This window comes from Pseudomonas caspiana, assembly GCF_040224095.2.
Classification (GTDB): domain Bacteria; phylum Pseudomonadota; class Gammaproteobacteria; order Pseudomonadales; family Pseudomonadaceae; genus Aquipseudomonas; species Aquipseudomonas caspiana.
In genome coordinates this window covers 3,637,463-3,662,284 of sequence record NZ_CP167995.1, presented here as the reverse complement: position 1 = coordinate 3,662,284, position 24,822 = coordinate 3,637,463, and the positions used below count along the sequence as shown (strand labels likewise).

Here is a 24,822-nt window from a genome sequence, read left to right as displayed (position 1 = left end):
ACCGCCATCGCGGCCTCGCGGTGCTCGTTCGCTCCTACAAAGTCATTTACTGAAATCCATCACTGCTGTCGTATGGACACGGTGTTATCACCCAGCTTCGGCTGGCGATACAACTCAACCAAAACCTCATCGAGCACTGACGAGGCACCCCATGGACGTGGGTCGTTGAGGATGGCGACTACCGCCCAGGTGTTGCCGTTGCTGTCCCGGCTGAAGCCAGCAATAGCGCGGACGTTGTTCAGAGTGCCGGTCTTGATGTGCGCTTCACCCAGCAGTGGCGTGCGCTTGAGACGCTTGCGCATGGTGCCGTCCATCCCAGCCAGTGGCATTGAACTCATGAACTCTGCAGCGTAGGGGCTTTTCCAGGCCGCTTGCAGAATAAGGGCCATTTCACGTGCGCTGACGCGCTCATCCCTGGAAAGTCCGGAGCCGTTCTCCATGACCAGGTGGGGCGCTGTAATGCCTTTCTTCGCAAGCCACTGACGAACAACACGCTGCGCGGCTTTGGCATCGTCGCCATCCGCGTCGTTGCGGTACTCCGAACCCAGGCTCAGGAACAACTGTTGGGCCATGGTGTTGTTGCTGAACTTGTTAATATCGCGAATGACTTCAACCAGGTCCGGCGAAAAGGCTTTGGCCAGCAACTTGGCGCTGCCAGGTACGACGTCTACACGGTCCTTGCCCAGAATAGTCCCGCCCAGCTCTTGCCAGATTGCGCGCACGGCGCCTGCGGCGTAAGTGGGGTGGTCAAGCAGCGACAGATAGGTCTGCGAGTTGCAGCCATCACCGAGCTGGCCGGTGACGGCCACATTGACGGTGCCATCTGGCTGTGTGACCGGGTTATAACGAACATCACCACACTGTTTTGATGCGATGGCCTTGACCTGATTATCAACACGAATGGTCGCAATCGGCGGTTCCACCGAAACCATCACCTTGCCGCCATCGTTACGCGTGATGAAGCGCAGCGCCTTGAGGTTGACCATCAACGAGTCGGGTTTGACCAGGAATGGCTTGTTCTTGTCGTTACCGTCATCATCGAACACCGGCAACTGCGGTTGTACGAAGTGGCTGCGATCCAGCACCAGATCACCGGTCACTTGCTGGACGCCATTTGCGCGCAGGTCGCGCATCAGCAGCCAGAGTTTCTCCATGTTCAGCTTGGGATCGCCGCCACCCTTGAGGTACAGGTTGCCGCGCAGTACGCCGTTGTTAAGCGTACCGTCGGTGAAGAATTCGGTTTTCCACTGGTGGGTTGGGCCCAGTATTTCCAGCGCTGCATAGGTGGTGACCAGTTTCATGGTCGATGCCGGGTTGACGGAGACGTCGGCATTGAACACGGTCGGGGTGCCTTGACCATTGAGCGGCAGCATCACCAGCGACAACGCATCGTTGCCCAGTTTGCTGGCTTTGAGTGCCTGCTGAACTTTGGGGGGGAGTGAAGTATTGATTGGCGCGGCGTGAGCGGGCAATGCCAGGGGCAGAAGAAGGGAGGCGAAAAACAACGGACGCAATGATTTGATCATTCAATAACCCCTACAACAAGACGGGACACGAGAGGGCATGGATGGATTCCCTCAATAAAAAATAACAGTGACTCAAAGACCGGTGGCTCAAACAGTTTCGTTAACAATATGTAATACGTCTGAATGAGCGGCATTATGCCCCAACCTTGGGCGACTTGTGTCCCGCTCAGGCGTCTGGATCAAGTATTTTTGTCATCGCAATGCGTAATCAGCCAGCTATTGATAAGGCAGGCATATCAGGCTGTGCCGGTTTTATGGGCATTTGCCTTTCCAAACTGATAAAGTGCGCCCCGATATTACTCAAGAGGATTGTTCCAATGGCCACTAATCGTTCCCGTCGTCTGCGCAAAAAACTCTGCGTGGATGAGTTCCAGGAGCTGGGTTTCGAGCTGAACCTGGACTTCAAGGAAGATCTGGATGACCAGGCGATCGACGCATTCCTCGACGCTTTTCTGACTGAAGCCATGGACGCCAATGGTCTGGACTATGTTGGCGGTGATGACTTCGGTCTGGTTTGCCTCGCTAAACGTGGTTCCGTCACCGAAGAGCAGCGCGCAATCGTTGAAGCATGGCTCAAGGGCCGCAGCGAACTGACCAAAGTTGAAGTCAGCCCGCTGATGGACGCCTGGCACCCGGAAACACCTATCAACCCGGTAGCCTGATGTTTCGAGCGGCGGGCTTCACGCCCGCCGTTTCACCCCCTTCCTCCTTGCCTCACGCTGCGCTGTTCAATACCTCTCGCAACGCCTGCTCCAGATCGAGCATCGCAATTTCCAACGCTTGTTGACGCTCGTTGATAGCTTCTGCGGTGGTTGCTTGCTGGCAGCTATCCTCCAACGCTTCGCATGTCTCAATTACCCGGGTTGCACGAATGATTCGCGCAGCGCCTTTGATTCTGTGTGCCAGTTGGGATAACTCATGTCGATCGTCGCTCGACAGCAGCGCCGTCAGCTGATGCCGATCTTGCTCGCTGCTTTGCAGGAGTTGGTCAAGCAAGCGCCGAATCATCTCCGGGCGTTCACCGGTCAGGGCGCTGACGCTGCCCATGTTGAATGCGGGCTGTGATTTGCCAGACGAAACTTTCAGGATTTCGCGGCCCGCGTCATCTCTCGGGTGAACACTGCCAAGACGCTCGTTCAGCGATGTCAGGCTGATAGGTTTGAACAGGCAATCGTCCATGCCTGCTTCACGGCAACGCTGTTTCTCCTCTGGCTGTGCATTGGCGGTGAAACCCCATACGGTGCAACGCTGTTGTCCGGATGTTTGCTCTTGAGCACGAATTGCCCGGCTCAAATCATAGCCATTCATTATCGGCATGTTGCAGTCGGTCACGACCAGGTCGAAATGTCCTGCCAGCCAGAACTCAATACCTTGTGCGCCTTGTTCTGCGACTGCACAGCGATGTCCGAGAAACTCCAGTTGCTGGCAGAGCAGCAGGGAGTTGGCTGGATGGTCATCGACCACCAGAATATTCAGTATGGCATTTGCCAGTTCGGGTTTTTCAGGAGGCTCGGCGACGATCGCAACAGGTTCAAGCGTGGTCAGGTTGAAGGTCATAAGAACCTGCGTGCCCTGGCCCCGCTCGCTGCTCAGCTCAAGCGTCCCGCCCATCATCTCGCACAGGCTACGGCAGATCACCAGCCCCAGACCGGCACCGGTGCGCGCTTGCTGGCCATTATCGTCGGCCTGGGCAAAGGGTTCGAACAAACGCAGCAGGTCCTCGTTGCTGATGCCAATGCCAGTGTCCTGAATACGTACATGGAATGGCAATTGTCGCGGGTCGGGACCGTCTTCGGTTTGCACAGTGATCCTGATCTGCCCCTTTTCAGTGAACTTGATCGCGTTGCTGATCAGATTGGAAAGAATCTGTTTGAAGCGCAAGGGGTCGACCAAAACATCGGTATTGACGCCGCTGTCCAGATCAAGCAATAAGCTCAGGCTTTTTTGTCGGGCAAGACCATCGAACACCCGCACCACGGATTCGACCAGTTGGCGCAAGTTGGCGCGTTCCGGGCTCAGGGTCAGGCGACCCGATTCGATGCGTGCGATGTCGAGGATGTCGCCAATCAGTTCGAGCAGATCCTTGGCTGAGCTGTAGGCAACTTCGACGGCCGGGCGGTCCAGTTGGCCTTGGTCGGCGCGCTTGAGCGCCAGTTCAAGCATGCCGATCACGGCATTCATTGGCGTGCGTATTTCGTGGCTCATGGTTGCCAGGAACGTGCTTTTCGCGCGGTTGGCGTTATCTGCCTGATCTTTGGCCGCGCGCAGCTCTTCAATAAGCTGTCGTCGTTCACTGATATCGATCCAGCCGCCAATGATGCCTTTCACTTCGCCCAGTGAGTCCCGGAAGGGTAGGATCCAGTGGTAGATCGTCAGTTGCCGCTCTCCGATCTGCAGCGTGCGGTCGAGGATCATTGGGCTATTCGTCGCCATGACTTGCTGGTAGTCGCTGGCGTATTCCTTGGCCTCGAAAACATTGCTCAGCACCCCCTCGGTAACGCTTTTGTCGAGGATGTCTTCACGTTGTGCGTCAAACGCCTTCAGGTAGCTGTCATTGCACATGCGCAGCAGGCCTTCACGGTCGCGCACGTAGATGGGATGTGGGCTGCCATTGACCAGCGCTCTCATGAATTCGAACTGATCGCTCAAGGCTCGCTCGGCCTGTTCGCGCTGTTTGATCTGGCGCCGCATGTAGGCGTTCCAGGCGAGAGAGCCCAGCAGTAGCAGGCCTGCACCCAGGACAATCTGGTAGATCTGGCGCTGGTAATCCTGCCAGTTGCCGCCCGCCGGGGTGAAGGAGCGCCAGCGGTTGTTGATCGAGGCTAGCTCCTGAGGCGCAATGCTCGACAGCGCTTTGTCGAGAATACTGATCAGCTCCGTCGCTTTTCGGGAGGTAGCCATTGCGATCAGCGCCGGTTTGTCGCCAACGGTAGTCGTTATCTGTAATCGGTTTTCAAACACCCCGGAGGCGAGGAAATAGTTGGCACTCACCAGCGAAGTGATCGCTGCTTCGACCCTGCCTTGAGCCAGCATTTCCAGTGTCTGGAAGGGATTGTCGACTTCGATGGGGACAACCGCCGGAAATTCACGGCGTAGAAACGGCAGAATCGGGCTACCCAAAGGGACGGCTACACGCTTGCCGTTCAACTGATCCAGATTGATCGAGTTTTCTGGCCATTTACGCGTGACCAGCACAAACGAATTATCCAGGTAGGGCCGACTGAAACTGAACTGGTCCTCCCGTTCTTCGCTGGATATGAGTGCGCTGATCAGATCTGCCTGGCCATTGCCGACCTGATTCATCATGTCAGCCATGCTGGGCGCGCGGGTGATCTCGAAACGCAGGCCGGTACGCAGGCGCACCAGTTCAAGCAAGTCGGCGGTTATGCCTCGGAAGTTGCCACTGGCATCAAAAAACGTCAGGGGCGCGTATGACTCGTTGATCACGACCCTGACGGTCGGGTGCTGTTCGATCCAGCGCTCTTCGCGCTGGGTCAGTTGAAGCTTCTGATCAGTCAACATCAGATCGCTGGCACCCCAGCGTTTGGAAATGGCGATGCGCTCTTCGACCGGAATGGCCTTGAGCGTGCGATCAAGGATCTCCAGCAACTGGGTATTTTTAGCATCGACCGCGAAGCTGAAGCCATCTGGCTCGTGCTTGCTGAAATTGGCCATCTGGATGTTATTGAGGTAACCCTTGTTGATCATGTATTGGGTGGAAATGGTGTCCCCGAGAAAAACGTCTGCCTGATTGAACGCAACGGCATTGATCGCGCTTTGAAACGACGGATAGGTTTTCAGCGCCGCATTCGGGTAAAGCTTTTGAATTTCATTGGGCGGGAGATAGTGGTAAACCATGCTCAGGCGCATTTCCGCCAGGCCGTCGCTGAGCGCGCGCGTCTCTCCTATGCGAGTGACCAGCACTGGCTGATCTACTGCATAGGGGGTTGATAACCTGATTTTCTGGTCTCTCGCTTCGAACCCGTTGGCGCTGCCCAGCATGTCGATCTGGCCCGTACCCAGAGCGGCAATCGCAGCCTGTCTGGACTCGAAGCGCAGTACCTTGACGGGCAGGTCCAGCGCTCTGGAAATAATGTTCGTGTAGTCGGCGGTGAAGCCTTCGTAGTCACGTCCGGTAAGCGTCATGTCAAACGGCGGGTAGTCAGGAGCGGACGTTCCCAGCACCAGCTCTCGTTTGTTTCTTATCCATTGCCATTGCGCCTTGTCCAGCTGCAGTTCCATGTGCCCGATGCTGGACCGGCCCAGCAATGTATAGAGCTCCGCCGCGGCGACAGATGCCTGTAACCCCAGGCCCAGAGAAATGCTTGTGGTCAGGATCAAATAATATTTAAAGCGCCTGGACATCCTGTTCCTCACACTAGCGCGTTGCGTTTTGCCATCTCGATTAGTTCTACCAGGGTTTTGACCCTGAGTTTTTGCATCAGACGTGTTTTATAAGTACTGACTGTCTTGTTGCTGAGAAACATACCCTTGGCAATTTCCTTGTTCGTTCGACCCTGCGCAAATAATTGCAGCACCATCAATTCACGATCATTGACCAGTTTGAAGAGCTCTATTTCGCTGGGTTGGCCATTTTCTCCGGTGGGTGGGGTCAACGCCTGGCTGGGAAAGTAATTGTAGCCGGATAATACTGCTTTTACCGAACTGAGCAGTTCGCTCAGATCTTCTTGTTTGCATACATAACCGGCGGCGCCTGACTGCATGCAGCGAATTGCAAAAAGGCTCGGAGTTTGTGAAGTCAAAACCAGTATTTTCGAGTCAAGGCCCATGGAATTGAAGCGTGCCAGTACTTCAAGGCCGTCCAGCTTGGGGATGCTGATGTCGAGAATGATCAGGTCCGGCATGCACTCGCGGACCATTTGCATTGCATCCACCCCGTTATCGGTTTCGCCCACCACCTCATAATTTTCGTTTTCCAGAAGCATTCTTACAGCCAGACGAATAACCGGATGGTCATCGATGATAAAAACTGAGTTCATAGTTCGATCCATACAAGATGCGAGGAAAGCGCGCACCTTAGCTCAGATGTTCAGGGAGGCACATGAATAGACCCTGCTGTTAGTGATATATAGGAAAGTTCCTACAGTAATTAGAGTATTGGAGCACGTAGAAGCCTGTTTTTGTGATGCGTAATGTTTACAGTGCAGGGGAAAACACGCTGCAAGCGCGAGGTGCATGATTAGGATGTTTATTGCGAACGGGAATTAACCTACACGTTGTTTATACGCTTTCAGTAGTTGCATTAGCGTAGTTCACTACGGCCTGGGAGGATACGTCGATTAAGACTGTTAAAGCTGTAGTGAACGTGTATTGCGCAAAGGCCAGGCAGGTCAGCTATCTGGAAAGCATGCGTCCAGCAGGCGGGAAAGGTCAGGGCCGTGCAATGGCTTGGTCAAGCAGCCAAGCAAAGGCAGGCCGCGCTTGATGGCTAGCTGTTCGATGGCCTGTAGCTGAGCCGTGTCCAGACCGCTGAGGACGATCGCAGACCGGGCCATGCCTGCGTCGAAGGCTTGCTCAATGACGTCGAAACCCTCGCCATCGGGCAGGCACTGATCGCACAGAAGCAGGTCGTAGGGCTCGGCAGTACGCTTTATCGCTTGCATTGCCTCGGCAGCAGTGAGGGCGGGGGTAAGCAGGAAATACCCCTGATTGTTGAGGAGTATCTGTGTGGCAATCAATTGGAAGGGATGATCTTCCACCAGCAAAATGCGTAGGTTGTGTTTAAACATCAGGGAGTCCGGCAGGAACTGGCGTAGCTCGGACGCTGATCGGCAGCAAGCTGCAGGCGTCGGGCAGCATCAAAACGGCCAATGGGCGGGTAAGTGGCGGCCAGTAACGGCTACTAAAGTGGCGGGAGTATTAGGCAGGCAGGAAGGGCTTGCGATAAGACGATTCCTAAAAGGATGTAGGAACCGTCTGAAGTTTTGAGGTGTATCGGGTAAGTCCACTGTAGTTAATCTGCACCCGTCGACGCTGGTGCAGACATGGGGCGTTGGGAAGATTACTGCCGTCGGCTCTTTGCTGGAGCAAGGCGGCAGCGCTTCACCTTTACATCGGGCTGGAGCGTCCGGTCATCTCTCGCGCCATTTCGCTGGCGTAGCTGTCGGTCATACCGGCAATGAAGTCGATCATTCGCAGGAAAGACGCGTGCAGAGGGGCTTTAGGGTCAGGCGCGCTGTTGCCAAGCAAGTCCAGGATACGACGATGCTTGAAGGACGGAGTGCGCCCACCGAACTGTTCCAGTGCTGCGCCACAGAACGCGTTGAGGAGTATTTCCAGGGTGGTGTAGGCGCCGATCTCATGCAGGGTTTTGCGCTTGTCCTGGAATATCTTCTTGCGTGCCATGTCTTTGGCGCTCAACACGCAACGTTTGGCAGGGCCGTGCATATGCTCGACGAGATCACCACTGAGTGTGCCAGCCAGCAATGCGTCTTGCTGTTCGACGAAGGCACGTGCTGCAGCGTTGGTCAGATGTTCAATGGCTTTTCCGCGCAAAATTGCCAGTTTGCGCCGGCGCGAATCATCGGGGCCCAGTTGGCGGTAGGTGTCAGGCAAATCATCGCCGACCAGCCCGAGCAGCAGTGATTCAACCTCCGCGTACTCCAGCAGTTCCATTTCCAGGCCGTCTTCCAGGTCAATCAGCGCATAGCAGATGTCATCTGCGGCCTCCATCAGATACACCAATGGATGGCGCGCCCAGCGTTGGTCTTCAAGCTGCGGCAAGCCAAGCTTCTGGGTGATCTGTTCCAGAATCGGCAACTCGCTCTGATAGCAACCAAACTTGTGTTTCTTGTAGCCCAGAGAGTCGGCGTGGCGCGCCGACCACGGATACTTCAGATAAGTGCCAAGGGTTGCATAGGTCAGCCGCGTGCCACCGTCAAACTGGTGATACTCCAGCTGGGTGAGGACACGAAAGCCCTGAGCGTTGCCTTCAAAATTGAGGAAGTCATTGCGTTCAACGTCGCTCATTGCGTCCAGCCAGCCACGGCCAGCCGCCTGGTTGAACCAGTTGCGAATCGCATCTTCGCCGGAATGGCCGAAGGGCGGATTACCGATGTCATGGGCCAGACAGGCTGATTGCACGACCATGCCCAGATCACTCGGATCGCACCAGTCGGGCAGGGCACTGCGCAAGGTTTCACCGACCCGCATGCCCAATGAACGGCCTACGCAGCTGACCTCCAGTGAGTGGGTCAGGCGCGTATGAATGTGATCATTGCTCGACACGGGGTGTACCTGCGTCTTGCGCCCGAGGCGGCGAAACGCGCCGGAGAAGATTATCCGGTCGTGATCTTTATGGAACGGGCTGCGCCCCAGTTCTTCCGGGCTATGCAGGGTTTTGCCAAGTCGTTCGCGGTTGAGCAGGGTTTGCCAATCCAAGGCGTTCACTCCGTCGGTAAAGATTGCCTAGCTTCCGGGTTCGACGACCCGGCTGCAAGAGGTTAAAAGCCCGCCGCGTCGACATCGATCAAGAGTATGCGTTGGTCGTCGTCGAAGAACTGGCCCGCAGTCAGGCAGTACTGGTTGCTGGTGGCGTCGCGGTAGGTGTTGGACAGGATCAGGCGGCGTTCATGCCAGCCTTCGGCAAGCAAATGGTAAAAATAGGGACGCCATGACCAGTTGTGGCCAATGTAGGTCGCATCGGAATGCCATTCGCCGTTGCGCCATTCCAGATTGGGCGTGAGCTGAGTGCCATGCCGGTCGCATTGGTAGAACCGCAGTAACCATGGGTAATCGAGCAATTGCGGCAGTTGGTCGAGTGAACGCTGATCCCAGCGTTGCAGAATCGTCATCAGCGACGCCAACTGCTGGCGCAGGTCCATGACGCGCGCGCGCTCCGCCAGTTTTTTCTGCACATAGCAGTCGCGCAGTTGGGCGAATTGTTCGACAAACGCATCCGGAGCAAAGAATGCCTGTACGCCTTGAGCGAACAGAAAGCCCTGAACGTAACGTGCACCGCACTCAAGGGCAAAATGCAGTTCGGCTTCGGTTTCCACCCCTTCGGCAATAATCCAGCAGCCGGTTTTTTCTGCCATTTGGGCCAGCGCTTTTACGATATCGCTACTGGGCCCGCCTTTTGCGGCGGCTTGAAAAAGGCGCATGTCCAGCTTGAGGATATCGGGCTGCAATGCAAGCACACGATCAAGTTGGGAGTAGCCTGCGCCGAAGTCATCAATGGCAATCCGGGCGCCAGCTTCGCGATAGCGGCTCACGACTTCAGCAAGGCGCTGGCTGTTGCCGTCCAGCTCAGTGATCTCAAACACCACGCGTGCGGGCTCGACGCCATTTCGCTGCAGTTGTTTAAGGCTGGGCAGCGGTTGACCGGGGCGCAAGCGAGAAATCCACCGCGGTGAGATATTCAGGCTCAAGAACCAGTCTTCAGGCGCTTGATGGATTTTGCTCAGGGCGTCGTCGCGGATAACACGATCCAGTCGACGCAGCGCGGCAGCGGGCACTCTCGGGTCGGCGAACAGTGGACCAACGGATTTTAGCTGGCCGTCGTCCTGGCGAACGCGTCCCAATGCTTCAACACCAGCAATACGGCCAGTAGCGGTATCAATGAACGGCTGAAAGCAGGCAATGGGTTGCCCATTGATCACATGGCCTCCTCAATAAACTCGACAGTTAAAAACGGCACTTTGAAAGAGTGTGCCCATAACAAAATCGACGGCTTCAGTAAGACCTGAAGCCGTCGATTAATCCTGCTGGAGGAGTGCTGCTTGCAAGAACGCAGCCAATTGCCACTAACGTTTTCGGGAGGAACCCAGAGCCAGACGGATAATCGGCAGCAGGCTTACACCCAGCTTGACGATTCGCGTCAGACCACCAGGACGAGACCCTTTTGCGCCTTTGCCGCCCAGAAATCCGAGCAGCGAGACAACACCCACACCCCATAACGGCGCATGTTTGATACCCAGCGCGCCTTGCCAGTCGGTGGTCATCCCACGAACCCTGCGCAGTGGTTGCATAAGGTTCGTCGACTCTTGACGGATTTCCTGGCGGTGCATTTCCATGCGCAGGCGAACCAGCGCCTTGCGCAATTCCCGACGGGAGTGTTTCTGGTGGGATTCAGGCAGGCTCATCGCATCAATCGCTCACGGTCATTGGCCAGCTCTTCGAGGGTCGCATTGAACGGCGACGACTCGTCGAAAATGGCAGCTTTGAGGCGCAGGGCGCAGAACAGCGCGCACAGCGTATAGAACACGCACAAGCCAATAATGCCGACGAGGCGATAACTGTCCCACAGCACGATCAGGAGTAAAGCCGAAAGACCTGTCAGTAAAAGCAAAGCAAACACCAGAGCCAGGCCTGCGAACAACAGGACACTCAAGGTACGGGCTTTTTGCTCCTGCAGTTCGATACCGAACAGTTCCACATGGCTGTGCAGCAGTCCAAGAACCGCAGCACCCAATCGCCGTGGCGATGATGAGGTCTGGTCTGATGCCGGACCGGATTCAGTTCCCAGAGCCATATTCGTTAGCGCCTTGTAGCCAGTAGACCGATCAGGAAACCAACGCCGGCTGCGATGCCAACTGATTGCCATGGGTTTGTTTGTACGTAATCTTCAGTTGCAACCACAGCTGCTTTACCGCGCTCACGCAGAGACTCTTCAGTGAGTTTCAGGGTTTCACGGGCGCGCAAAAGGCTTTCATTGATCTGGCTACGCAACTCATCAGCCTGCTCACCCGCCAGCGAAGCGGTGTGTTCCAAAAGCTTTTCCGTATCGGCAACCAGAACCTGGAAGTCAGCCATCAGGATTTCCTGGGCGGTCTGTGCTGTTTGACGTGCCATTTTTCTCTCCATTAAGTGCGTATGGGCTTTCGAGTCCGGGGCGTTGCTGAAGGTTCACTCCAATCCCGCATGAAATCTCAGGGTGGGCCAATGCAGGTTGTGCAGTGAGATGGTGCGTTGCTTTTTTTTCATGCGCTTATCGGGAGCGCAGGGCGCAAGTAATGCCTTGCTTTTGCCGCTACAGCGCCGTGTCCGGAGTTTCCACGATTTTCCCCGCGCTGTCGCGATGCGTGTCCTGACAGGCGCTTTGAGTGCGCTTGTGTAACAGCCGTCATGCAACGGGTCCCATTGGCTGCGGACTTGGCTATGCTGTAGACCGGTGCTGAAACGCAGGCGACTGTCTCGGCGGCATTTACCGGGCTACAGGTGACAAAACAGGTACTCGCTCAGGGGCTTGAGTGCATTGGTAAATCATGGAAGTACTGACGCTGATCCTGGCGTTCGGGCATGTGCTGGAGAGTGACATGGAGCGGCTGTATTCCCTTCAGGGGTTGAGGGGCCTGGCGGTGCTGGGCGTGGTGCTTTTCCATATGACGTCTGTTGAACTGAAGTACTCAGGGGGCGACAGGCTGCTACCTGGCTGGCTGGATTTCTTTCAGTTAGGGGTGGATCTGTTTTTCGTCATCAGTGGCTTCGTGATGGTGATAGTCAGCCGCGGACGCTTCCAGAACAGCGTTGAGAACTGGCGTTTTTTGTTCAATCGCGTGTCGCGGATCTATCCGACGTATTGGCTGTATTTTTTCATCACGCTGGCGATTTATCTGGTTCAGCCGGGCATGGTCAACAGTGGTCATGGCACATCAAACCTTTGGCTGTCGTTTTTTTTGCTGCCCAGTGACAAGGTGCTGCTGGTCATGGTGGCGTGGTCGCTGGTGTTCGAGTTGTGGTTCTACCTTGTATTCAGCGTCCTGCTGTTTTTCAAAGAGCGTTATTTGCCGTGGCTACTGGTGGCCTGGGCATTGGTTTTGCTGGTGTTCAACACGCTCCAGGATTGGCAGACGTACCCTCCAGTGTTAGCGGTGGTTTTGCATCCTTATGCCCTGGAATTCATCGCCGGGGCTTTATTGGCCCTTTTGTTTTACAGCCGACATAACGTTCGCGTTGCCGATTCCGCTGTCTGGGGACTGCTGGTTGGAGCGTTGGTATTAGGCGTTCCGGTGATTGGTCTGTATGGATTATTTGAAAGTCATGGTTTGGCGCGGATGCTGGTGGTCGGCCTGGTGTTTGGCTTGCTGGTGTTCGCGCTGGCATTGCTGGAGCGTCGTAAGCACGTATCGATGCCCGGAGGTCTGGTCCTGATTGGCGACATGTCCTACACCGTCTACTTGTCTCATCTGCTGGTGCTGGGCGTTATCGGGCGTATCTGGCAGTTACTGGGCGGTTGGCCCGAGACGCTGCTGGATAATATTTTCTTCGCCGTGCTGATGATGGCTGCGGTGCTATGTTACGGCTGGGTCGGCTATCGTTGTTTCGAAAAACCGGTACTGGATCGGGCCAATATTTTTGCCCGTAAACACTTTCGAGCGCGCTCACCTGGCCTGGAGCGTGCGCAGTAAGATTTGGCGGCGCGCTACGTGTTGGAGTCATCGTTGGATATACAGCTCGCTTCACTCACCCAGTATGGCGGCATCACCGTCATGCTGCCTGCCGCAATTGTCATTATTGGCTGGCTCTGGATGACCCGTTCCCGTCGTTCTGCGCTGCTGTGGGTCGCCACTGTTTTCGCGGTTTACACCATCGTTGCGGTCAGCAAGATCCTCTTCAAGGGCTGGGGCGTTGCGTTTGAGAGCCTTGGCATTTATGTCCTGAGCGGTCATGCGATGAATACGTGTCTGGTACTGACGGTGGGGCTGAGTCTAATCGCCCGGCAGTTGCATCCTGCATTGAGTTGGCCCGCAGCGGCGTTGGGTCTGGCAGTGGGCTGGCTGTTCAGCATCTACTGCGTTGCGCCGTTCATTCATCCTTTGCCTGAAGCAATTGCCGGTGCTTTGCTGGGCTCGCTGGCCGCCTGCCTTTTTCTTCTGGGGCTGGAAAATATCCAGCCGGGCCGGATCCCTTCGGCAGCGCTGGTGGTAGGCCTGTTGTTTATCGCCTTCAACGCAACGACTCCCAAGTACACTGCGGAGTCGATTCTGGATCGTATCTCGATGCGGATTTCCGGTGCCGGGCAAGTCTATAGAGCACCGGAGTGGCGGGTTCCGCAGGAGCCGCTTTAATCTGATTTCATGTGCCTGACTCATCCTCGACGACTGTCATGCGCAGGCCTAAAATGACCGCTCGTTTTCTGCATGGAGGGTCATCCATATGCCTCCTGAATGTCAGTTGTTTGGCACCTTGGGGTGTCATCTGTGTGAAGTCGCCGAAGCCGAATTAATGCCGTTGGTAGAGCATGGCTTATTGGTGGAACTGGTGGATATCGGCGACAGCGAGCGCCTGTTCGAAAGCTACGCGTTGCGTATTCCGGTGCTGCGTCGCGTGGATACCGGTGCTGAGCTGGACTGGCCGTTCAGCGTGGAGCGGGTGGTCAGTTTTCTGTTGTAGGTTTTGAGATCGCGGGTAAGCCGGATCGTTGAACGCAACTCACCTGTGGAGATTCTAGGGTTGCCCACGTCATTGGCAACATTTGGATAACACGCCTTTGAGCAAGGCCTGCCCGAGATAAGGGCAGGCAAGAAAACACTCACACACATATTCCGCGGAACTAATTCGCCGTTCAGCTGGTACAAGACTAGGTACGACCTTCATCCCGGCAGGCTTTTTGGCTGCCTTGCACTTTTTCTCAGCAAATGGACGAATGATGAAACCTTATCTCTGGCTTGGCCTGGTTGGCGCTTTTTCTCTGAACACGGCATTCGCCGAATCGGTGTCGGTACCGATGAATCTGGTGAGTGCGACGGAGGCAGCGAAGCCGATTGGCGAAGTCATCATCACCGAAACTGAATACGGCCTGTTATTCACACCTAGTCTGACCTCGCTGCCTGCCGGTGTTCATGGCTTCCATATCCACGAAAACCCGAGCTGTGAAACAGCCGAGAAAGACGGTGTGAAAGTTGCCGCTCAAGCCGCTGGTGGCCACTGGGATCCGAAAAAGACCGGTAAGCACCTGGGCCCATACGCCAATGGGCATCTGGGCGACCTCCCAGCCATTTATGTCACCGATGACGGCATGGCTAATTACCCGGTTCTGGCGCCACGCTTGAAAAAGCTTAAGGATGTCAAAGGCCATGCGTTGATGGTTCACGCGGGTGCCGATAATCATTCCGACATGCCCAAGCCTTTGGGCGGTGGTGGTGACCGGGCTGCCTGCGGCGTGATCTGACACCTTCAAGCGATTCGCCGTGACAAAGCTCTTGGGTGATAATGCGGCGCTATTTCACCCAAGAGTCACCCACGAGCCCACGTATGTCCGATTCTGCATTTTCTGCTGCCAACAGCCAGGCCAGTACTCTCTATTTGCCGCCAGGAAAGTGGGTCACTGTGCTCGATTGTCTGTGCGCGCATTTCAGCGCCATCAGTCGCGAGCAGTGGCTTGACCGGATTGCCCGCGGTCGGGTGCTGGATGCCAATGGCAAACCTGTTGGTGTGGATCTGGCCTACCGGGAAGGGCTGCGGATTCACTATTTTCGCGAAGTGCCCAACGAAACGCCGATCCCGGTGCAAGAGTCGATTCTTTATGCCGACGACCATCTGGTCGTTGCCGACAAACCGCACTTTCTGCCGGTGACGCCTGCGGGTGAATACGTCGAACAAACCTTGCTGCGCCGTTTGATCCGTCGCCTGGATAATCCTGATCTGGTGCCATTGCACCGTATCGATCGGCATACCGCAGGGCTGGTGTTGTTTTCTGCCAACAAACAGACGCGCTCGGCGTATCAGTCACTGTTCCCGACCCGCCAGATTGACAAGCGCTATGAAGCCATCGCACCCGCGCTGCCGGGTATGGAGTTTCCACGGGTGCATAAAAGCCGTTTGATCGACGGCGAGCCTTTTTTCCGCATGCAGGAAGGCGCTGGCGTCAGCAATACCGAAACCGCCATGGAGGTTTGTGAGCGTAACGGTGATCTGTGGCGTTATGCGCTGTATCCGGTGACGGGCAAGAAACACCAGCTGCGTGTGCACATGGCCGCTATTGGGGCCGGTATTTGCAACGATCCGTTTTACCCGCTGGTGATCAAGGACGCCGTGGACGACTACACCAAGCCCTTGAAGTTGCTTGCGCAAAGCTTGCGGTTTATCGATCCGGTCACCGGACAACAACGGGAATTCCAAAGCGAAATTCATCTGGAATGGTAGCTGCAGCAGCCGCTCGGCATTTTCTGTCGCCCATAAAAAAACCCGCACTTGGCGGGTTTTTTACGTCTACTGCGTCGGGTTCTGAATTACAGATCCTTGACGGTACGTACTTGATCCTTGTTGACACGGGTTTGCTTGCCATCGAGTTGTTCGAACTCGTAGAAGCCTGAATCGTCATCATACTTGGGCGTATCGACGGCCTGTATTTCCCGGCCATCGGTCAAAGTGATCACAGTCGGCGATGCACAGCCAGCGAGGGATGCAAGGCCCAGTGCGAGCAAAAAGGCAGCGGGAAGGGTCCGTTGGTTCATTACGGTGTCTCCTGATCGATTCTTGGTTAACTGACGTGTAAGACGTATCTGCGCTCAGCAAGTTCAATCAATAGTAGTTGCTGTGCAACGCCTGAATCACCCGGTCGTCAGGGCGAGCAAGTCCGGAGTATTGAGGTTGGCGAGCCGCGGATCGTCCGCGACACATTGCACGGCTACGGCATCGAGCTGCTCCATGACCCTGCGCGGGCTGCGTTCACCCTGTTGCCAGGCCGCTTCAAAAGCTTCTGCGTGGCAGGTCGGGATTACGCAAAGCAAGGGTTGCCAGTGCTCGCCACTGCGCACCATGACCGGTTGCCGAGGATGTTTGAATGCCGTTTCCCGAAGTTCTCGCAGCAGTGAGAGATCGATCAATGGCACGTCGCAAGGCAGCACCAGCAAATGTGCGTGATGCACCAGAGGCAGGGCTGCGCGGATGCCGGCGAACGGCCCGTGAAACTCATCATTGCCGTCCTGCACCAGTTGGTCGGCGTAAGCTGCGTATTGTTCCAGGTTTCGATTGCAGGAAATCAGCAAGTCATCGGTCAAGGGGCGGGTCAGGCGATGCAGGTGCTGGATCAGCGGCTCGCCTTTCCACAGGATCAGCCCCTTGTCCCGGCCGCCCATACGCTGACCCTGGCCTCCGGCCAACAGCAGGATCGAACAGGCGGGAAGGGTGGTGACATCAGGCATGAGTGAGTTGACCGAAGCAGTGAAATGGGGTGCTGTGATATAACACCGGCCTGTTTTCTCTTCAACTGGATAGAGCCATGAAAGCCAAGGCCGATACCCCCTTTGTACCGCTGAATATTGCTGTTTTGACGGTCAGTGACACACGCACCCGCGAAACTGATACTTCTGGCCAGATGTTTGTCGATCGTCTCACTGAAGCCGGGCATAGCCTGATCGAGCGGGTTCTCCTCAAGGATGATCTGTACAAGATCCGTGCGAAGGTCGCGGGCTGGATCGCGGACGATGAAGTCCAGGTGGTGCTGATTACCGGCGGCACTGGCTTCACCGGGCGTGATAGCACGCCGGAAGCGGTCGCCTGCCTGCTGGATAAGCAAGTGGATGGTTTCGGCGAGCTGTTCCGTCAGATATCGGTGCCCGACATCGGCACCTCGACCATTCAGTCCCGCGCTTTGGCCGGGCTGGCCAACGGCACACTGGTTTGCTGCCTTCCGGGCTCGACTAACGCAGTACGCACGGGGTGGGACGGGATTCTCGCCCAGCAATTGGACAACCGGTTTCGCCCCTGCAACTTCGTGCCGCACTTGAAGCAAGCCGAGCCTTGCGCAACCCGTGGATAAGACACCGATGAACAAGCCCTTGATGCCGGTAGAGCAGGCCTTGGCACGTTTGCTGGAAATGGCTGAAGCGGCGCCCGTGACTCAGTCCGAAACAGTGCCATTGGCGCAGGCACAAGGCCGAGTGCTGGCGCAGGACATGATTGCAACGCTGGACCTGCCGCCCTGGCCGAACAGTGCCATGGATGGCTATGCCCTGCGTCTGGCGGACTGGAGCGGCGAGCCTTTAGTGGTCAGCCAGCGTATTTTTGCCGGACAGGCACCGCAGCCATTGACGCCCGGTACCTGCGCACGAATTTTCACCGGTGCGCCGGTTCCGGACGGCGCTGACTGTGTCGAGATGCAGGAAAACGCTGAGGTCTTCCCGGATCAGCGTGTCGGGTTTACCGAGCCTCTACAGATCGGCCAGAACATTCGCCCACAAGGTCAGGAAACCCGGACGGGTGACAAAGTCCTTGCCGCCGGTACGCGCCTTGGGCCTATCGAGCTGGGGCTGGCCGCTTCATTGGGGCTGGACAGGCTGCAAGTGGTCAGGCGCTTGCGGGTTGCTGTGCTTTCGACCGGCGATGAGCTGATCGAGCCGGGCTTGCCGCTGGGGCCGGGGCAGATTTACAACAGCAACCGCGTCTTGTTGTGCAGTTGGCTGAAAAGGCTGGAGTGCGACGTGGTGGATGCCGGGATTCTGCCCGATGATCTGGAGAAGACTCGTACGGCCTTGGGGGCACTCAGCGACGTGGATCTGATCCTGTCCACCGGTGGCGTTTCTGTGGGCGAGGCCGACTTTCTGGGCCATGCATTGCGTGAAGAGGGCGAGTTGTCGCTGTGGAAACTGGCTATCAAACCTGGTAAACCGCTGACCTTCGGGCATTTTCGCGGTGTTCCAGTGATCGGTTTGCCTGGCAACCCTGCGTCGACCCTGGTGACCTTCGCTCTGTTAGCCCGTCCTTATTTGCTGCGACGCCAAGGGGTAGCCGATGTCGAACCTCTGCAGTTTCCCGTACCTGCGGGCTTCGCCTGGACTAAACCCGGTAACCGCCGTGAGTACCTGCGCGGAAGGCTGGAACAGGGGCGTGCAGTGTTTTACAAGAACCAGAGTTCCGGGGTTCTACGCAGCGCTGCCTGGGCTGACGGCCTGATAGAGGTTCGTGAAGGCAGCACAGTCGCCGAGGGAGGCTGGGTCAACTTCATCCCCTTGAGTGAAGTGCTCGGTTGATGGGGTTCTATCCATCCGATTGGTCTATCCACGAGGCATGAGCTACCCTCAAAAACGCTGACAAGTTGGGCATTCGATTTTCGCCCTGGAGTTTTGTTATGCCGTCTTTGAGAGTGGCTTGTGTCATCCCGACTTATAACGGGCGAAAGGATTTGGAGCGGTTGCTGGATTCTCTGGCAACCCAGACTGCTGTTTTTGACACCTTGATTGTCGACTCAAGTTCCAGTGATGGAACCCTTGAGCTGGCAAGGTCGCGCTGCGCCAACGTGATTCGGATCGACAGCAAAGACTTCAACCACGGCGGCACGCGGCAAATGATGGTCGAGTTCAATCCCGACTATGACGTCTACGTCTATATGACTCAGGACGCGTACGTCGAGGATACTCAGGCCATTGCCAATATATTGCTGCCCTTTGCCGACCCGAAAGTCGGTGCTGTGTGCGGTCGGCAGTTACCCCATAAAGACGCGAGCCTGTTGGCTCAGCACGCCCGCTTGTTCAACTATCCGCCGGTGTCACAGATCAAGACTCTGGACGATGCGCCACTGTTAGGCATCAAGACCCCGTTCATGTCTAACTCGTTTGCGGCTTATCGTCGTGAAGCCCTGCTGGATATCGGTGGTTTTCCCCGGCACGTGATCCTTTCCGAAGACATGTACGTCACCGCAAAGATGCTTTTGGCAGGGTGGAAAGTGGCGTACGAAGGCTCTGCGGTGTGTCGCCATTCCCATAACTACACGATTTGGGAAGAGTTTCGGCGCTACTTTGATATCGGTGTGTTCCAGTCTCGTGAAGCGTGGATCTACGCCACCTTTGGAGGCGTAGGCGGGGAAGGGATGCGTTACGTCAAATCAGAGCTCAAATACCTCGGTCCCAAGCGTTTCCTGCTCTGGCCGCTGTCGTTCATTCGCAACGCAGCAAAGCTGGTGGCTTACAAGCTCAGCAAGCAGGAAAAACACCTGCCGAAACGCCTGAAGAAAAAGCTGGGCATGCATGGGCGGTATTGGGACGGGCCGTATGGGTAGAGGGGAATGCAGCGCATTAAATCGTCCGGGCAAGCGCGCCTACCGTTTGATCGCATTCCAACGGTAGGCGCGCGCTTGCCCGTACCCCTTCAATCCTTCCCGGCTTCCTCTTCCTGACGATCTGCCTCAAACAACTGAGCCAGTTCTTTCCTGGCCTCACGAGCGGTTTGCAGGACCTTCGCCGCATCGTCATAAACCAGATGCTGCGCCGCCAGAACCTGTTCATCGTGGCGTTTGAAGCGACTGATGCGCGCATCGGCCTGAGTCTGGGTCAGACCGAGGCCAATAAGTGTCTGCCGGCTCATTTCCAGGCTGGAATAGAACGTTTCCCGTACGGCCTGCGCGCCCACATCCAGCAGACGATGCACATGTTGCCGGTTACGCGCGCGAGCGATGATCTTGATGTTCGGGTATAGCTTGTTGACCAGTTCGGCTGTCTTGATATTGATGTCCGGATCATCAGTGGCAATGATGAAGAACTCAGCCTGTTCAACCTTTGCTGCGCGTAATATTTCCGGTCGCAACGGGTCGCCGTAAAACACCGGCACGTTACCGAAGCTGCGGGAAAACTCGATGGATTCCACTGCGGTATCCAGGGCGACAAAAGGGATGTTCTGGGCGCGTAAAATCCGGGCAACGATCTGGCCCATACGGCCCATGCCTGCGATGACCACGCGGGGCGAATCGGTATTGATGTCCCGATACTCGTCCGGTATTTCAACCGTGACCGGCTTGGGTTTGAGCCAATGGCCAATGCCCAGCAGCAATAGCGGGGTCAGGGCCATCGACAAAGTGATGGTCAATATCAGCGTGTCGTACAACTGGGCATCAAACAGGCCCTGATCACTGCCGATCTTGAACACTACAAACGCGAACTCACCGCCAGCAGCGAGCACGATGCCTAATCGTAAAGCGCTTTGTTTGCCTAATCCTCCAGCAAGACGCCCGACAATAAACAACAGCGGCAATTTGATGAAGATCAGTAGCAGCGTCAGTCCCAGCACGATCAAGGGTTCGCTAAGCAGAAGGCTCAGATTGGCGCTCATGCCCACGCTCATGAAGAACAGCCCAAGCAACAGCCCCTTGAACGGTTCAATCTGCGATTCCAGTTCGTGGCGGTACTCCGAGTCGGCGAGCAGCAGCCCGGCGAGGAATGCTCCCAGTGCCATGGACACACCCACCAGATCCATCAGCCATGCCGTGCCGATAACCACCAGCAAAGCGGTCGCCGTGGACACTTCCTGGATTTTCGTCTTGGCCACGATACGGAACACCGGACGCAGCAGGTAACGACCACCTACCACCACAATCGCAATGACGCCCAGTACTTCCAGGCCGTGAGTCAGGCCATCGCTGGCGCTGAGTTTGTCGTCCGTACCCGCGAGCAGCGGCACCATGGCAATCAGCGGGATGGCGGCGATGTCCTGGAAGAGCAGAATGGCGAACGCCAGTCTGCCGTGAGGACTGTTCAGTTCCTTGCGCTCGGCGAGACTTTGCAGGCCGAAGGCGGTTGATGACAGAGCGAGCCCCAGACCCAGCACGACAGCAGTGTTCAATGGCTGGCCAAAGGCGAGCAGGGCAACGACGCCGATTACCAGACCTGTCAACAATACTTGGGCCATGCCGACGCCAAACACTGCTTTACGCATTACCCATAAACGCTTGGGCGAAAGTTCGAGGCCAATGATAAACAGCAGCAACACGACGCCCAGCTCAGAGATGTGGCTGACGCTTTCGGGATTACCGATCAGTCCCAATACTGACGGGCCGATGATCACACCCGCGATCAGATAGCCGATCACCGCCCCGAGCTGCAGCCGCTTGGCCAATGGAACGGTCAAAACCGCGGCGAACAGAAACACGACTGCGGCCTGTAACAGGCTGCCTTCAGGGGGCATGGTTGACTCCTTGCTAACGACGAGAGGGCCGAACGGGCGGCTTTGAATGGGCGCTATTAAACCATGTGAATTGTAACCGGCGTTGTCCGGATGTGCTCTGGGGTAGACATTGAGCAATTGGGGCTGGCAAAAAGCGCTAAGGGGGAGGGTGTGCAGTATGCCGGTGCCATGCGTGGCACATCAGCGTAAGATGGGCCCGCATTTGTGCGCAACGAATGCCGACCATGAAGATTTCAGGAACCTGCAATGACCAATAAACAACGTTTGATTTATTCGCTGCTGATTGCACTGGTGGTACTGGCCGTCATGCTGGGCCTTTCCCGCTTGCAGGCTGATGGTGTCATCAGCGAGAAGACTTTTCAGTACATCGCCATCGCCGTTGCCGTGCTGGTTGTGGTCATCAACGGTGTGATCCGCCGCAAGGTCAAGCGCTGACAGCTTGCGGTCCAGTTCCAGACCGGGCGGTCATTGACCCGATTTGCCCGGTTCATTGAGTTGTTCAATAGCCTGGGGGTGCAGGCTATAACTCTTGTCAGGGTTGAGAGAAATAACGCCTTCATCGCACAGGCGCTTGAGCACTTCCCGCACGCTCAGAAACGACAGCGGGATATCCAGCTTCAGCAGTTGGCTGTGTACGCCGCGAACGCCCAGCGGCTGCCCTTCGCTGGTCGCATGCAGCAGCGCGTCGAGGACCTTCAGACGGACCAGGCTGGTCCGCAAGCCGAAGCTTTTCAGCAACTTCCTGATCGGTTCGTTGCCTGGGCGTTCGGTATCAACGGCAGGCGCTTGTGCCTGCGCGGCAATGGCTGACTGGCGCAGCATCGTTCGGGTGGTGGTGGCTTGACGATTCAACATGCGCAAATTCCTTTTCAGGCTCTAAAAATACTTGCCTCACTTAGTAAGACGTATGAGCGCTGAAAATCCTCAACACTTACCGAAAAAAAGTTTAACAGTCACCGTTCAAGCCCCCGCCCGACAGGCCGCTGGTCACTAAATTTCCCCGCCGTTCTTCGTCTTAAGGTGAGCGCCGGCCCCTCAAGGCTGTGCCTGTCTGCAAGTCAGCCATCAGGAGTCAGAGTGATCATTATCAAGCGCATGCCAACGTTGTGTATTACCGGATTGATCCTTGGCTTGAGTGTGAGTGCTCATGCGCAGCTGCCTGCCGGGCAGGCGGGCGCAGAGATCCGTCGGACGACCTTTGGGGTGCCGCACATTCGCGCGCAGAACGAACGCGGTCTGGGCTACGGCATCGGCTATGCCTATGCGCAGGACAATCTCTGCCTATTGGCCAATGAAGTCGTCACCGTCAACGGCGAGCGCTCACGTTATTTCGGCCCAGAGCAACAGACCGCCGAACAACGCAACAACATGGCCAGTGATGTATTTTTCAACTGGTTGAATACGCCAGAGGCCGTTGCCGGATTCTGGAAGGCCCAGACGCCCCAGGTCCGCCAATTGGTCGAAGGGTATGTGGCGGGTTACAACCGGTTCCTTGCTGAAACACGAGAGGCCGGCGCCCAGGGTGAGTGCTTGCAGACGCAATGGCTACGCCCGATCACCACCGAAGATCAGGTCAAGCTTACCCGCCGCCTGCTGGTAGAGGGTGGCGTCGGACGTTTCGCAGAAGCGCTCGCAGCCGCTACACCACCTGCCGCCGCTGTCACCAGCCGATCGGTGGATTCGATGTCATTCGCCAGTGCCGCTGCCCACGATCAGGACTTTGCGCTCGAGCGCGGCAGTAACGCGGTAGCGATTGGACGTGACCGTTCGGATAACGGGCGGGGCATGCTGCTGGCCAACCCGCATTTCCCGTGGGTCGGCGGCATGCGTTTTTATCAGATGCACCTGACGATCCCCGGCAAGCTGGACGTGATGGGCGCTGCCCTGCCGGGTTTGCCGCTGATCAATATCGGTTTCAGCCAGCACCTGGCGTGGACCCATACGGTCGACACGTCCAAACACTTTACGTTGTATCGGCTCAAGCTTGATCCAAAGGACGCCACGCGTTACGTCGTGGATGGTGAATCCCGTCCGCTGAAAAAGACCACCGTCAGCGTTACGCTGGCTGACAAGGACGGCAAGCCGCAAAAGCAAACCCGTGAAATCTATCAGTCCGAGTTCGGCCCGGTGGTGCAGTGGCCTGGCAAGCTGGACTGGAATCGAGAGTACGCTTACAGCCTGCGTGACGCGAACCTGGGCAATGACCGCGTCATGCAGCAGTGGTACGCGATGAACCGCGCCAGCAGCCTCGCGGATCTCAAAGGTGCGCTGCAGAAAATTCAGGGCATCCCTTGGGTCAACACCCTTGCGGTAGATGACCAGGGGCAGACGCTTTATACCAACTATTCAGTTGTGCCGAATGTCAGTCAGCAGAAGCTGGCGCAGTGCAGTGATCCCGCTGCCGGGCTGGAAATGATTGTGCTCGACGGTTCACGTAGCACTTGCACGTGGGATAACGATCCTTCTGCGGCACAAGCGGGCATCTTCCCGAGTTCAGCGTTGCCGGCCTTGAGCCGTAGCGACTACGTGCAGAACTCCAATGATTCAGCCTGGATGACCAACCCGGCGCAGCCGTTGACGGGGTTCTCGCCGCTGATCAGTCGTGACGCCCAGCCACTGGGCCCGCGCACGCGTTTTGCCGTGGATCGACTGGCAAGCCTGCAACAGGCAGGCAAAGTCAGCCTTGCCGACTTGCAGGCGATGGTTATGGATAACCGGGTGTACCTGGCTGAGGCGGGCGGGTTAATGGATGACCTGTTGCAGTACTGCGCCGGGTATTCGGGTGCCGATGTTGCTGCGATCAAAAGTGTTTGCACTAGCATGAGTCAGTGGGATCGCAGTGCCAATCTGGATGCTGGCTTGGGCTTCGTGCATTTTCAGAACGTCGCGAAGGCGCTGCAGAGTGTGCCGAATGCCTGGCGTATTGCGTTTGATCCGGCGAACCCGCTTTACACCCCTCGAGGCCTGGATTTGCAGCAGGCTGGTGTAACCGAAGCACTGCATGCTGCATTGCAGGCATCCGCAGCGCAGTTGAGCAAAGCGGGCCTGCCCCCGGAAACTCGTTGGGGGGATATTCAGGTTTCGACTGTGGGCACACAACAGACGCCGATTCACGGCGGTCCAGGTGTTTTGGGTGTGTACAACGCGATGCAAACTGTCCCCCGTAGCGATGGCAAGCGTGAAGTGGTCAGTGGCAGCAGCTATCTGCAAGTCGTGAGTTTCGATGAGCGCGGCCCTCACGCTCAGGGCTTGCTTGCACCGTCGGAATCAACCAATCCCGAATCGCCTCACCGCCGGGATCAGACCGAGGCGTTCTCCAAAAAACAATGGGCTGTGTTGCCTTTCACCGAGCAGCAGATCACCGCGGATCCGGCTTACCGGTTGCTGGTGATCAAGGAAGGGCGGAAGTAGGCGGGTGAGGTCCCCCCGCCAGGTGCGG

Annotated in this window: 24 protein-coding genes; 11 read left to right on the top strand and 13 right to left on the bottom strand. The window is 56.6% G+C overall.

Going from position 1 to position 24,822, the window contains the following annotated elements; translation table 11 throughout:
- Nucleotides 1-59: 59 nt before the first annotated feature.
- On the bottom strand, nucleotides 60-1,526 hold the full coding sequence (dacB, locus tag ABRP31_RS16805; protein WP_087265051.1) for a D-alanyl-D-alanine carboxypeptidase/D-alanyl-D-alanine-endopeptidase: 1,467 nt from the start codon (nucleotides 1,524-1,526) through the stop codon (nucleotides 60-62).
- A gap of 317 nt (nucleotides 1,527-1,843) precedes the next feature.
- On the opposite strand from dacB, the gene ABRP31_RS16800 reads away from it, so the two are divergent.
- The gene (locus ABRP31_RS16800) at nucleotides 1,844-2,188 is read left to right on the top strand and encodes a YggL family protein (RefSeq protein ID WP_087265050.1); all 345 of its coding nucleotides are present in this window, start codon (nucleotides 1,844-1,846) and stop codon (nucleotides 2,186-2,188) included.
- A 52-nt stretch (nucleotides 2,189-2,240) separates the two neighbouring features.
- Here ABRP31_RS16800 and ABRP31_RS16795 read toward each other — a convergent pair whose 3' ends face one another.
- The 8 genes from ABRP31_RS16795 to ABRP31_RS16760 all read right to left on the bottom strand — a co-directional run bounded on the left by ABRP31_RS16795 (nucleotide 2,241) and on the right by ABRP31_RS16760 (nucleotide 11,339).
- Complete coding sequence (locus tag ABRP31_RS16795; RefSeq protein WP_349969399.1) at nucleotides 2,241-5,891, bottom strand: transporter substrate-binding domain-containing protein; 3,651 nt, start codon at nucleotides 5,889-5,891, stop codon at nucleotides 2,241-2,243.
- 8 nt (nucleotides 5,892-5,899) lie between these two features.
- Entirely contained in the window at nucleotides 5,900-6,526 is a 627-nt protein-coding gene (locus ABRP31_RS16790; RefSeq protein ID WP_349969397.1) for a response regulator transcription factor, read from the bottom strand.
- A 351-nt stretch (nucleotides 6,527-6,877) separates the two neighbouring features.
- Nucleotides 6,878-7,276: a response regulator gene (locus ABRP31_RS16785; protein WP_349969396.1), complete on the bottom strand. Its 399-nt coding sequence runs from the start codon at nucleotides 7,274-7,276 to the stop codon at nucleotides 6,878-6,880.
- A 319-nt stretch (nucleotides 7,277-7,595) separates the two neighbouring features.
- Nucleotides 7,596-8,927, bottom strand: coding sequence for a deoxyguanosinetriphosphate triphosphohydrolase (locus ABRP31_RS16780; protein WP_349969395.1), 1,332 nt, complete (start codon nucleotides 8,925-8,927; stop codon nucleotides 7,596-7,598).
- A 62-nt stretch (nucleotides 8,928-8,989) separates the two neighbouring features.
- Entirely contained in the window at nucleotides 8,990-10,147 is a 1,158-nt protein-coding gene (locus tag ABRP31_RS16775) for an EAL domain-containing protein (protein ID WP_087265046.1), read from the bottom strand.
- Between the two features lie 144 nt (nucleotides 10,148-10,291).
- The gene (locus ABRP31_RS16770; protein WP_349969394.1) at nucleotides 10,292-10,630 is read right to left on the bottom strand and encodes a hypothetical protein; all 339 of its coding nucleotides are present in this window, start codon (nucleotides 10,628-10,630) and stop codon (nucleotides 10,292-10,294) included.
- Complete coding sequence (locus ABRP31_RS16765; RefSeq protein ID WP_087265044.1) at nucleotides 10,627-11,019, bottom strand: phage holin family protein; 393 nt, start codon at nucleotides 11,017-11,019, stop codon at nucleotides 10,627-10,629. The genes ABRP31_RS16770 and ABRP31_RS16765 overlap by 4 nt, the downstream gene beginning before the upstream one ends.
- A gap of 5 nt (nucleotides 11,020-11,024) precedes the next feature.
- Nucleotides 11,025-11,339 carry a YqjD family protein gene (locus ABRP31_RS16760; RefSeq protein WP_087265043.1) on the bottom strand — a complete coding sequence of 105 codons (315 nt, stop codon included), beginning with the start codon at nucleotides 11,337-11,339 and terminating at the stop codon, nucleotides 11,025-11,027.
- Between the two features lie 464 nt (nucleotides 11,340-11,803).
- Here ABRP31_RS16760 and ABRP31_RS16755 point away from each other — a divergent pair, with 464 nt between their 5' ends.
- The 5 genes from ABRP31_RS16755 to ABRP31_RS16735 all read left to right on the top strand — a co-directional run bounded on the left by ABRP31_RS16755 (nucleotide 11,804) and on the right by ABRP31_RS16735 (nucleotide 15,632).
- Complete coding sequence (locus ABRP31_RS16755) at nucleotides 11,804-12,895, top strand: acyltransferase (RefSeq protein ID WP_349969583.1); 1,092 nt, start codon at nucleotides 11,804-11,806, stop codon at nucleotides 12,893-12,895.
- A 33-nt stretch (nucleotides 12,896-12,928) separates the two neighbouring features.
- Nucleotides 12,929-13,555: a hypothetical protein gene (locus ABRP31_RS16750; protein ID WP_349969393.1), complete on the top strand. Its 627-nt coding sequence runs from the start codon at nucleotides 12,929-12,931 to the stop codon at nucleotides 13,553-13,555.
- Nucleotides 13,556-13,643: 88 nt separating this feature from the next.
- Entirely contained in the window at nucleotides 13,644-13,880 is a 237-nt protein-coding gene (locus ABRP31_RS16745; RefSeq protein ID WP_087265042.1) for a glutaredoxin family protein, read from the top strand.
- A 256-nt stretch (nucleotides 13,881-14,136) separates the two neighbouring features.
- Nucleotides 14,137-14,658 (top strand): superoxide dismutase [Cu-Zn] SodC, encoded by a 522-nt coding sequence (sodC, locus tag ABRP31_RS16740; protein WP_349969582.1) that lies wholly within the window; start codon nucleotides 14,137-14,139, stop codon nucleotides 14,656-14,658.
- Between the two features lie 83 nt (nucleotides 14,659-14,741).
- Nucleotides 14,742-15,632 carry a pseudouridine synthase gene (locus ABRP31_RS16735; protein ID WP_349969392.1) on the top strand — a complete coding sequence of 297 codons (891 nt, stop codon included), beginning with the start codon at nucleotides 14,742-14,744 and terminating at the stop codon, nucleotides 15,630-15,632.
- An 86-nt stretch (nucleotides 15,633-15,718) separates the two neighbouring features.
- Here the strand turns inward: ABRP31_RS16735 and ABRP31_RS16730 are convergent, their stop codons facing one another.
- Nucleotides 15,719-15,943 carry a YgdI/YgdR family lipoprotein gene (locus tag ABRP31_RS16730; protein ID WP_087265039.1) on the bottom strand — a complete coding sequence of 75 codons (225 nt, stop codon included), beginning with the start codon at nucleotides 15,941-15,943 and terminating at the stop codon, nucleotides 15,719-15,721.
- 96 nt (nucleotides 15,944-16,039) lie between these two features.
- The gene (gene mobA / locus ABRP31_RS16725) at nucleotides 16,040-16,633 is read right to left on the bottom strand and encodes a molybdenum cofactor guanylyltransferase MobA (protein ID WP_349969391.1); all 594 of its coding nucleotides are present in this window, start codon (nucleotides 16,631-16,633) and stop codon (nucleotides 16,040-16,042) included.
- A 77-nt stretch (nucleotides 16,634-16,710) separates the two neighbouring features.
- Between mobA and moaB the strand changes: the two genes are divergently transcribed.
- The 3 genes from moaB to ABRP31_RS16710 all read left to right on the top strand — a co-directional run bounded on the left by moaB (nucleotide 16,711) and on the right by ABRP31_RS16710 (nucleotide 19,485).
- Nucleotides 16,711-17,250 carry a molybdenum cofactor biosynthesis protein B gene (gene moaB / locus ABRP31_RS16720; RefSeq protein WP_027898187.1) on the top strand — a complete coding sequence of 180 codons (540 nt, stop codon included), beginning with the start codon at nucleotides 16,711-16,713 and terminating at the stop codon, nucleotides 17,248-17,250.
- A 7-nt stretch (nucleotides 17,251-17,257) separates the two neighbouring features.
- Nucleotides 17,258-18,460, top strand: coding sequence for a gephyrin-like molybdotransferase Glp (gene glp / locus ABRP31_RS16715; protein WP_349969390.1), 1,203 nt, complete (start codon nucleotides 17,258-17,260; stop codon nucleotides 18,458-18,460).
- A 98-nt stretch (nucleotides 18,461-18,558) separates the two neighbouring features.
- The gene (locus ABRP31_RS16710) at nucleotides 18,559-19,485 is read left to right on the top strand and encodes a glycosyltransferase family 2 protein (RefSeq protein WP_349969389.1); all 927 of its coding nucleotides are present in this window, start codon (nucleotides 18,559-18,561) and stop codon (nucleotides 19,483-19,485) included.
- An 89-nt stretch (nucleotides 19,486-19,574) separates the two neighbouring features.
- Here the strand turns inward: ABRP31_RS16710 and ABRP31_RS16705 are convergent, their stop codons facing one another.
- Nucleotides 19,575-21,383: a monovalent cation:proton antiporter-2 (CPA2) family protein gene (locus tag ABRP31_RS16705; RefSeq protein WP_349969388.1), complete on the bottom strand. Its 1,809-nt coding sequence runs from the start codon at nucleotides 21,381-21,383 to the stop codon at nucleotides 19,575-19,577.
- Between the two features lie 246 nt (nucleotides 21,384-21,629).
- Between ABRP31_RS16705 and ABRP31_RS16700 the strand changes: the two genes are divergently transcribed.
- Nucleotides 21,630-21,818: a hypothetical protein gene (locus ABRP31_RS16700; RefSeq protein WP_087265034.1), complete on the top strand. Its 189-nt coding sequence runs from the start codon at nucleotides 21,630-21,632 to the stop codon at nucleotides 21,816-21,818.
- A 30-nt stretch (nucleotides 21,819-21,848) separates the two neighbouring features.
- Here ABRP31_RS16700 and ABRP31_RS16695 read toward each other — a convergent pair whose 3' ends face one another.
- Nucleotides 21,849-22,238 (bottom strand): Fe2+/Zn2+ uptake regulation protein, encoded by a 390-nt coding sequence (locus ABRP31_RS16695; RefSeq protein WP_087265033.1) that lies wholly within the window; start codon nucleotides 22,236-22,238, stop codon nucleotides 21,849-21,851.
- A 222-nt stretch (nucleotides 22,239-22,460) separates the two neighbouring features.
- On the opposite strand from ABRP31_RS16695, the gene ABRP31_RS16690 reads away from it, so the two are divergent.
- Nucleotides 22,461-24,794 (top strand): acylase, encoded by a 2,334-nt coding sequence (locus tag ABRP31_RS16690; RefSeq protein ID WP_349969386.1) that lies wholly within the window; start codon nucleotides 22,461-22,463, stop codon nucleotides 24,792-24,794.
- Nucleotides 24,795-24,822: the final 28 nt, after the last annotated feature.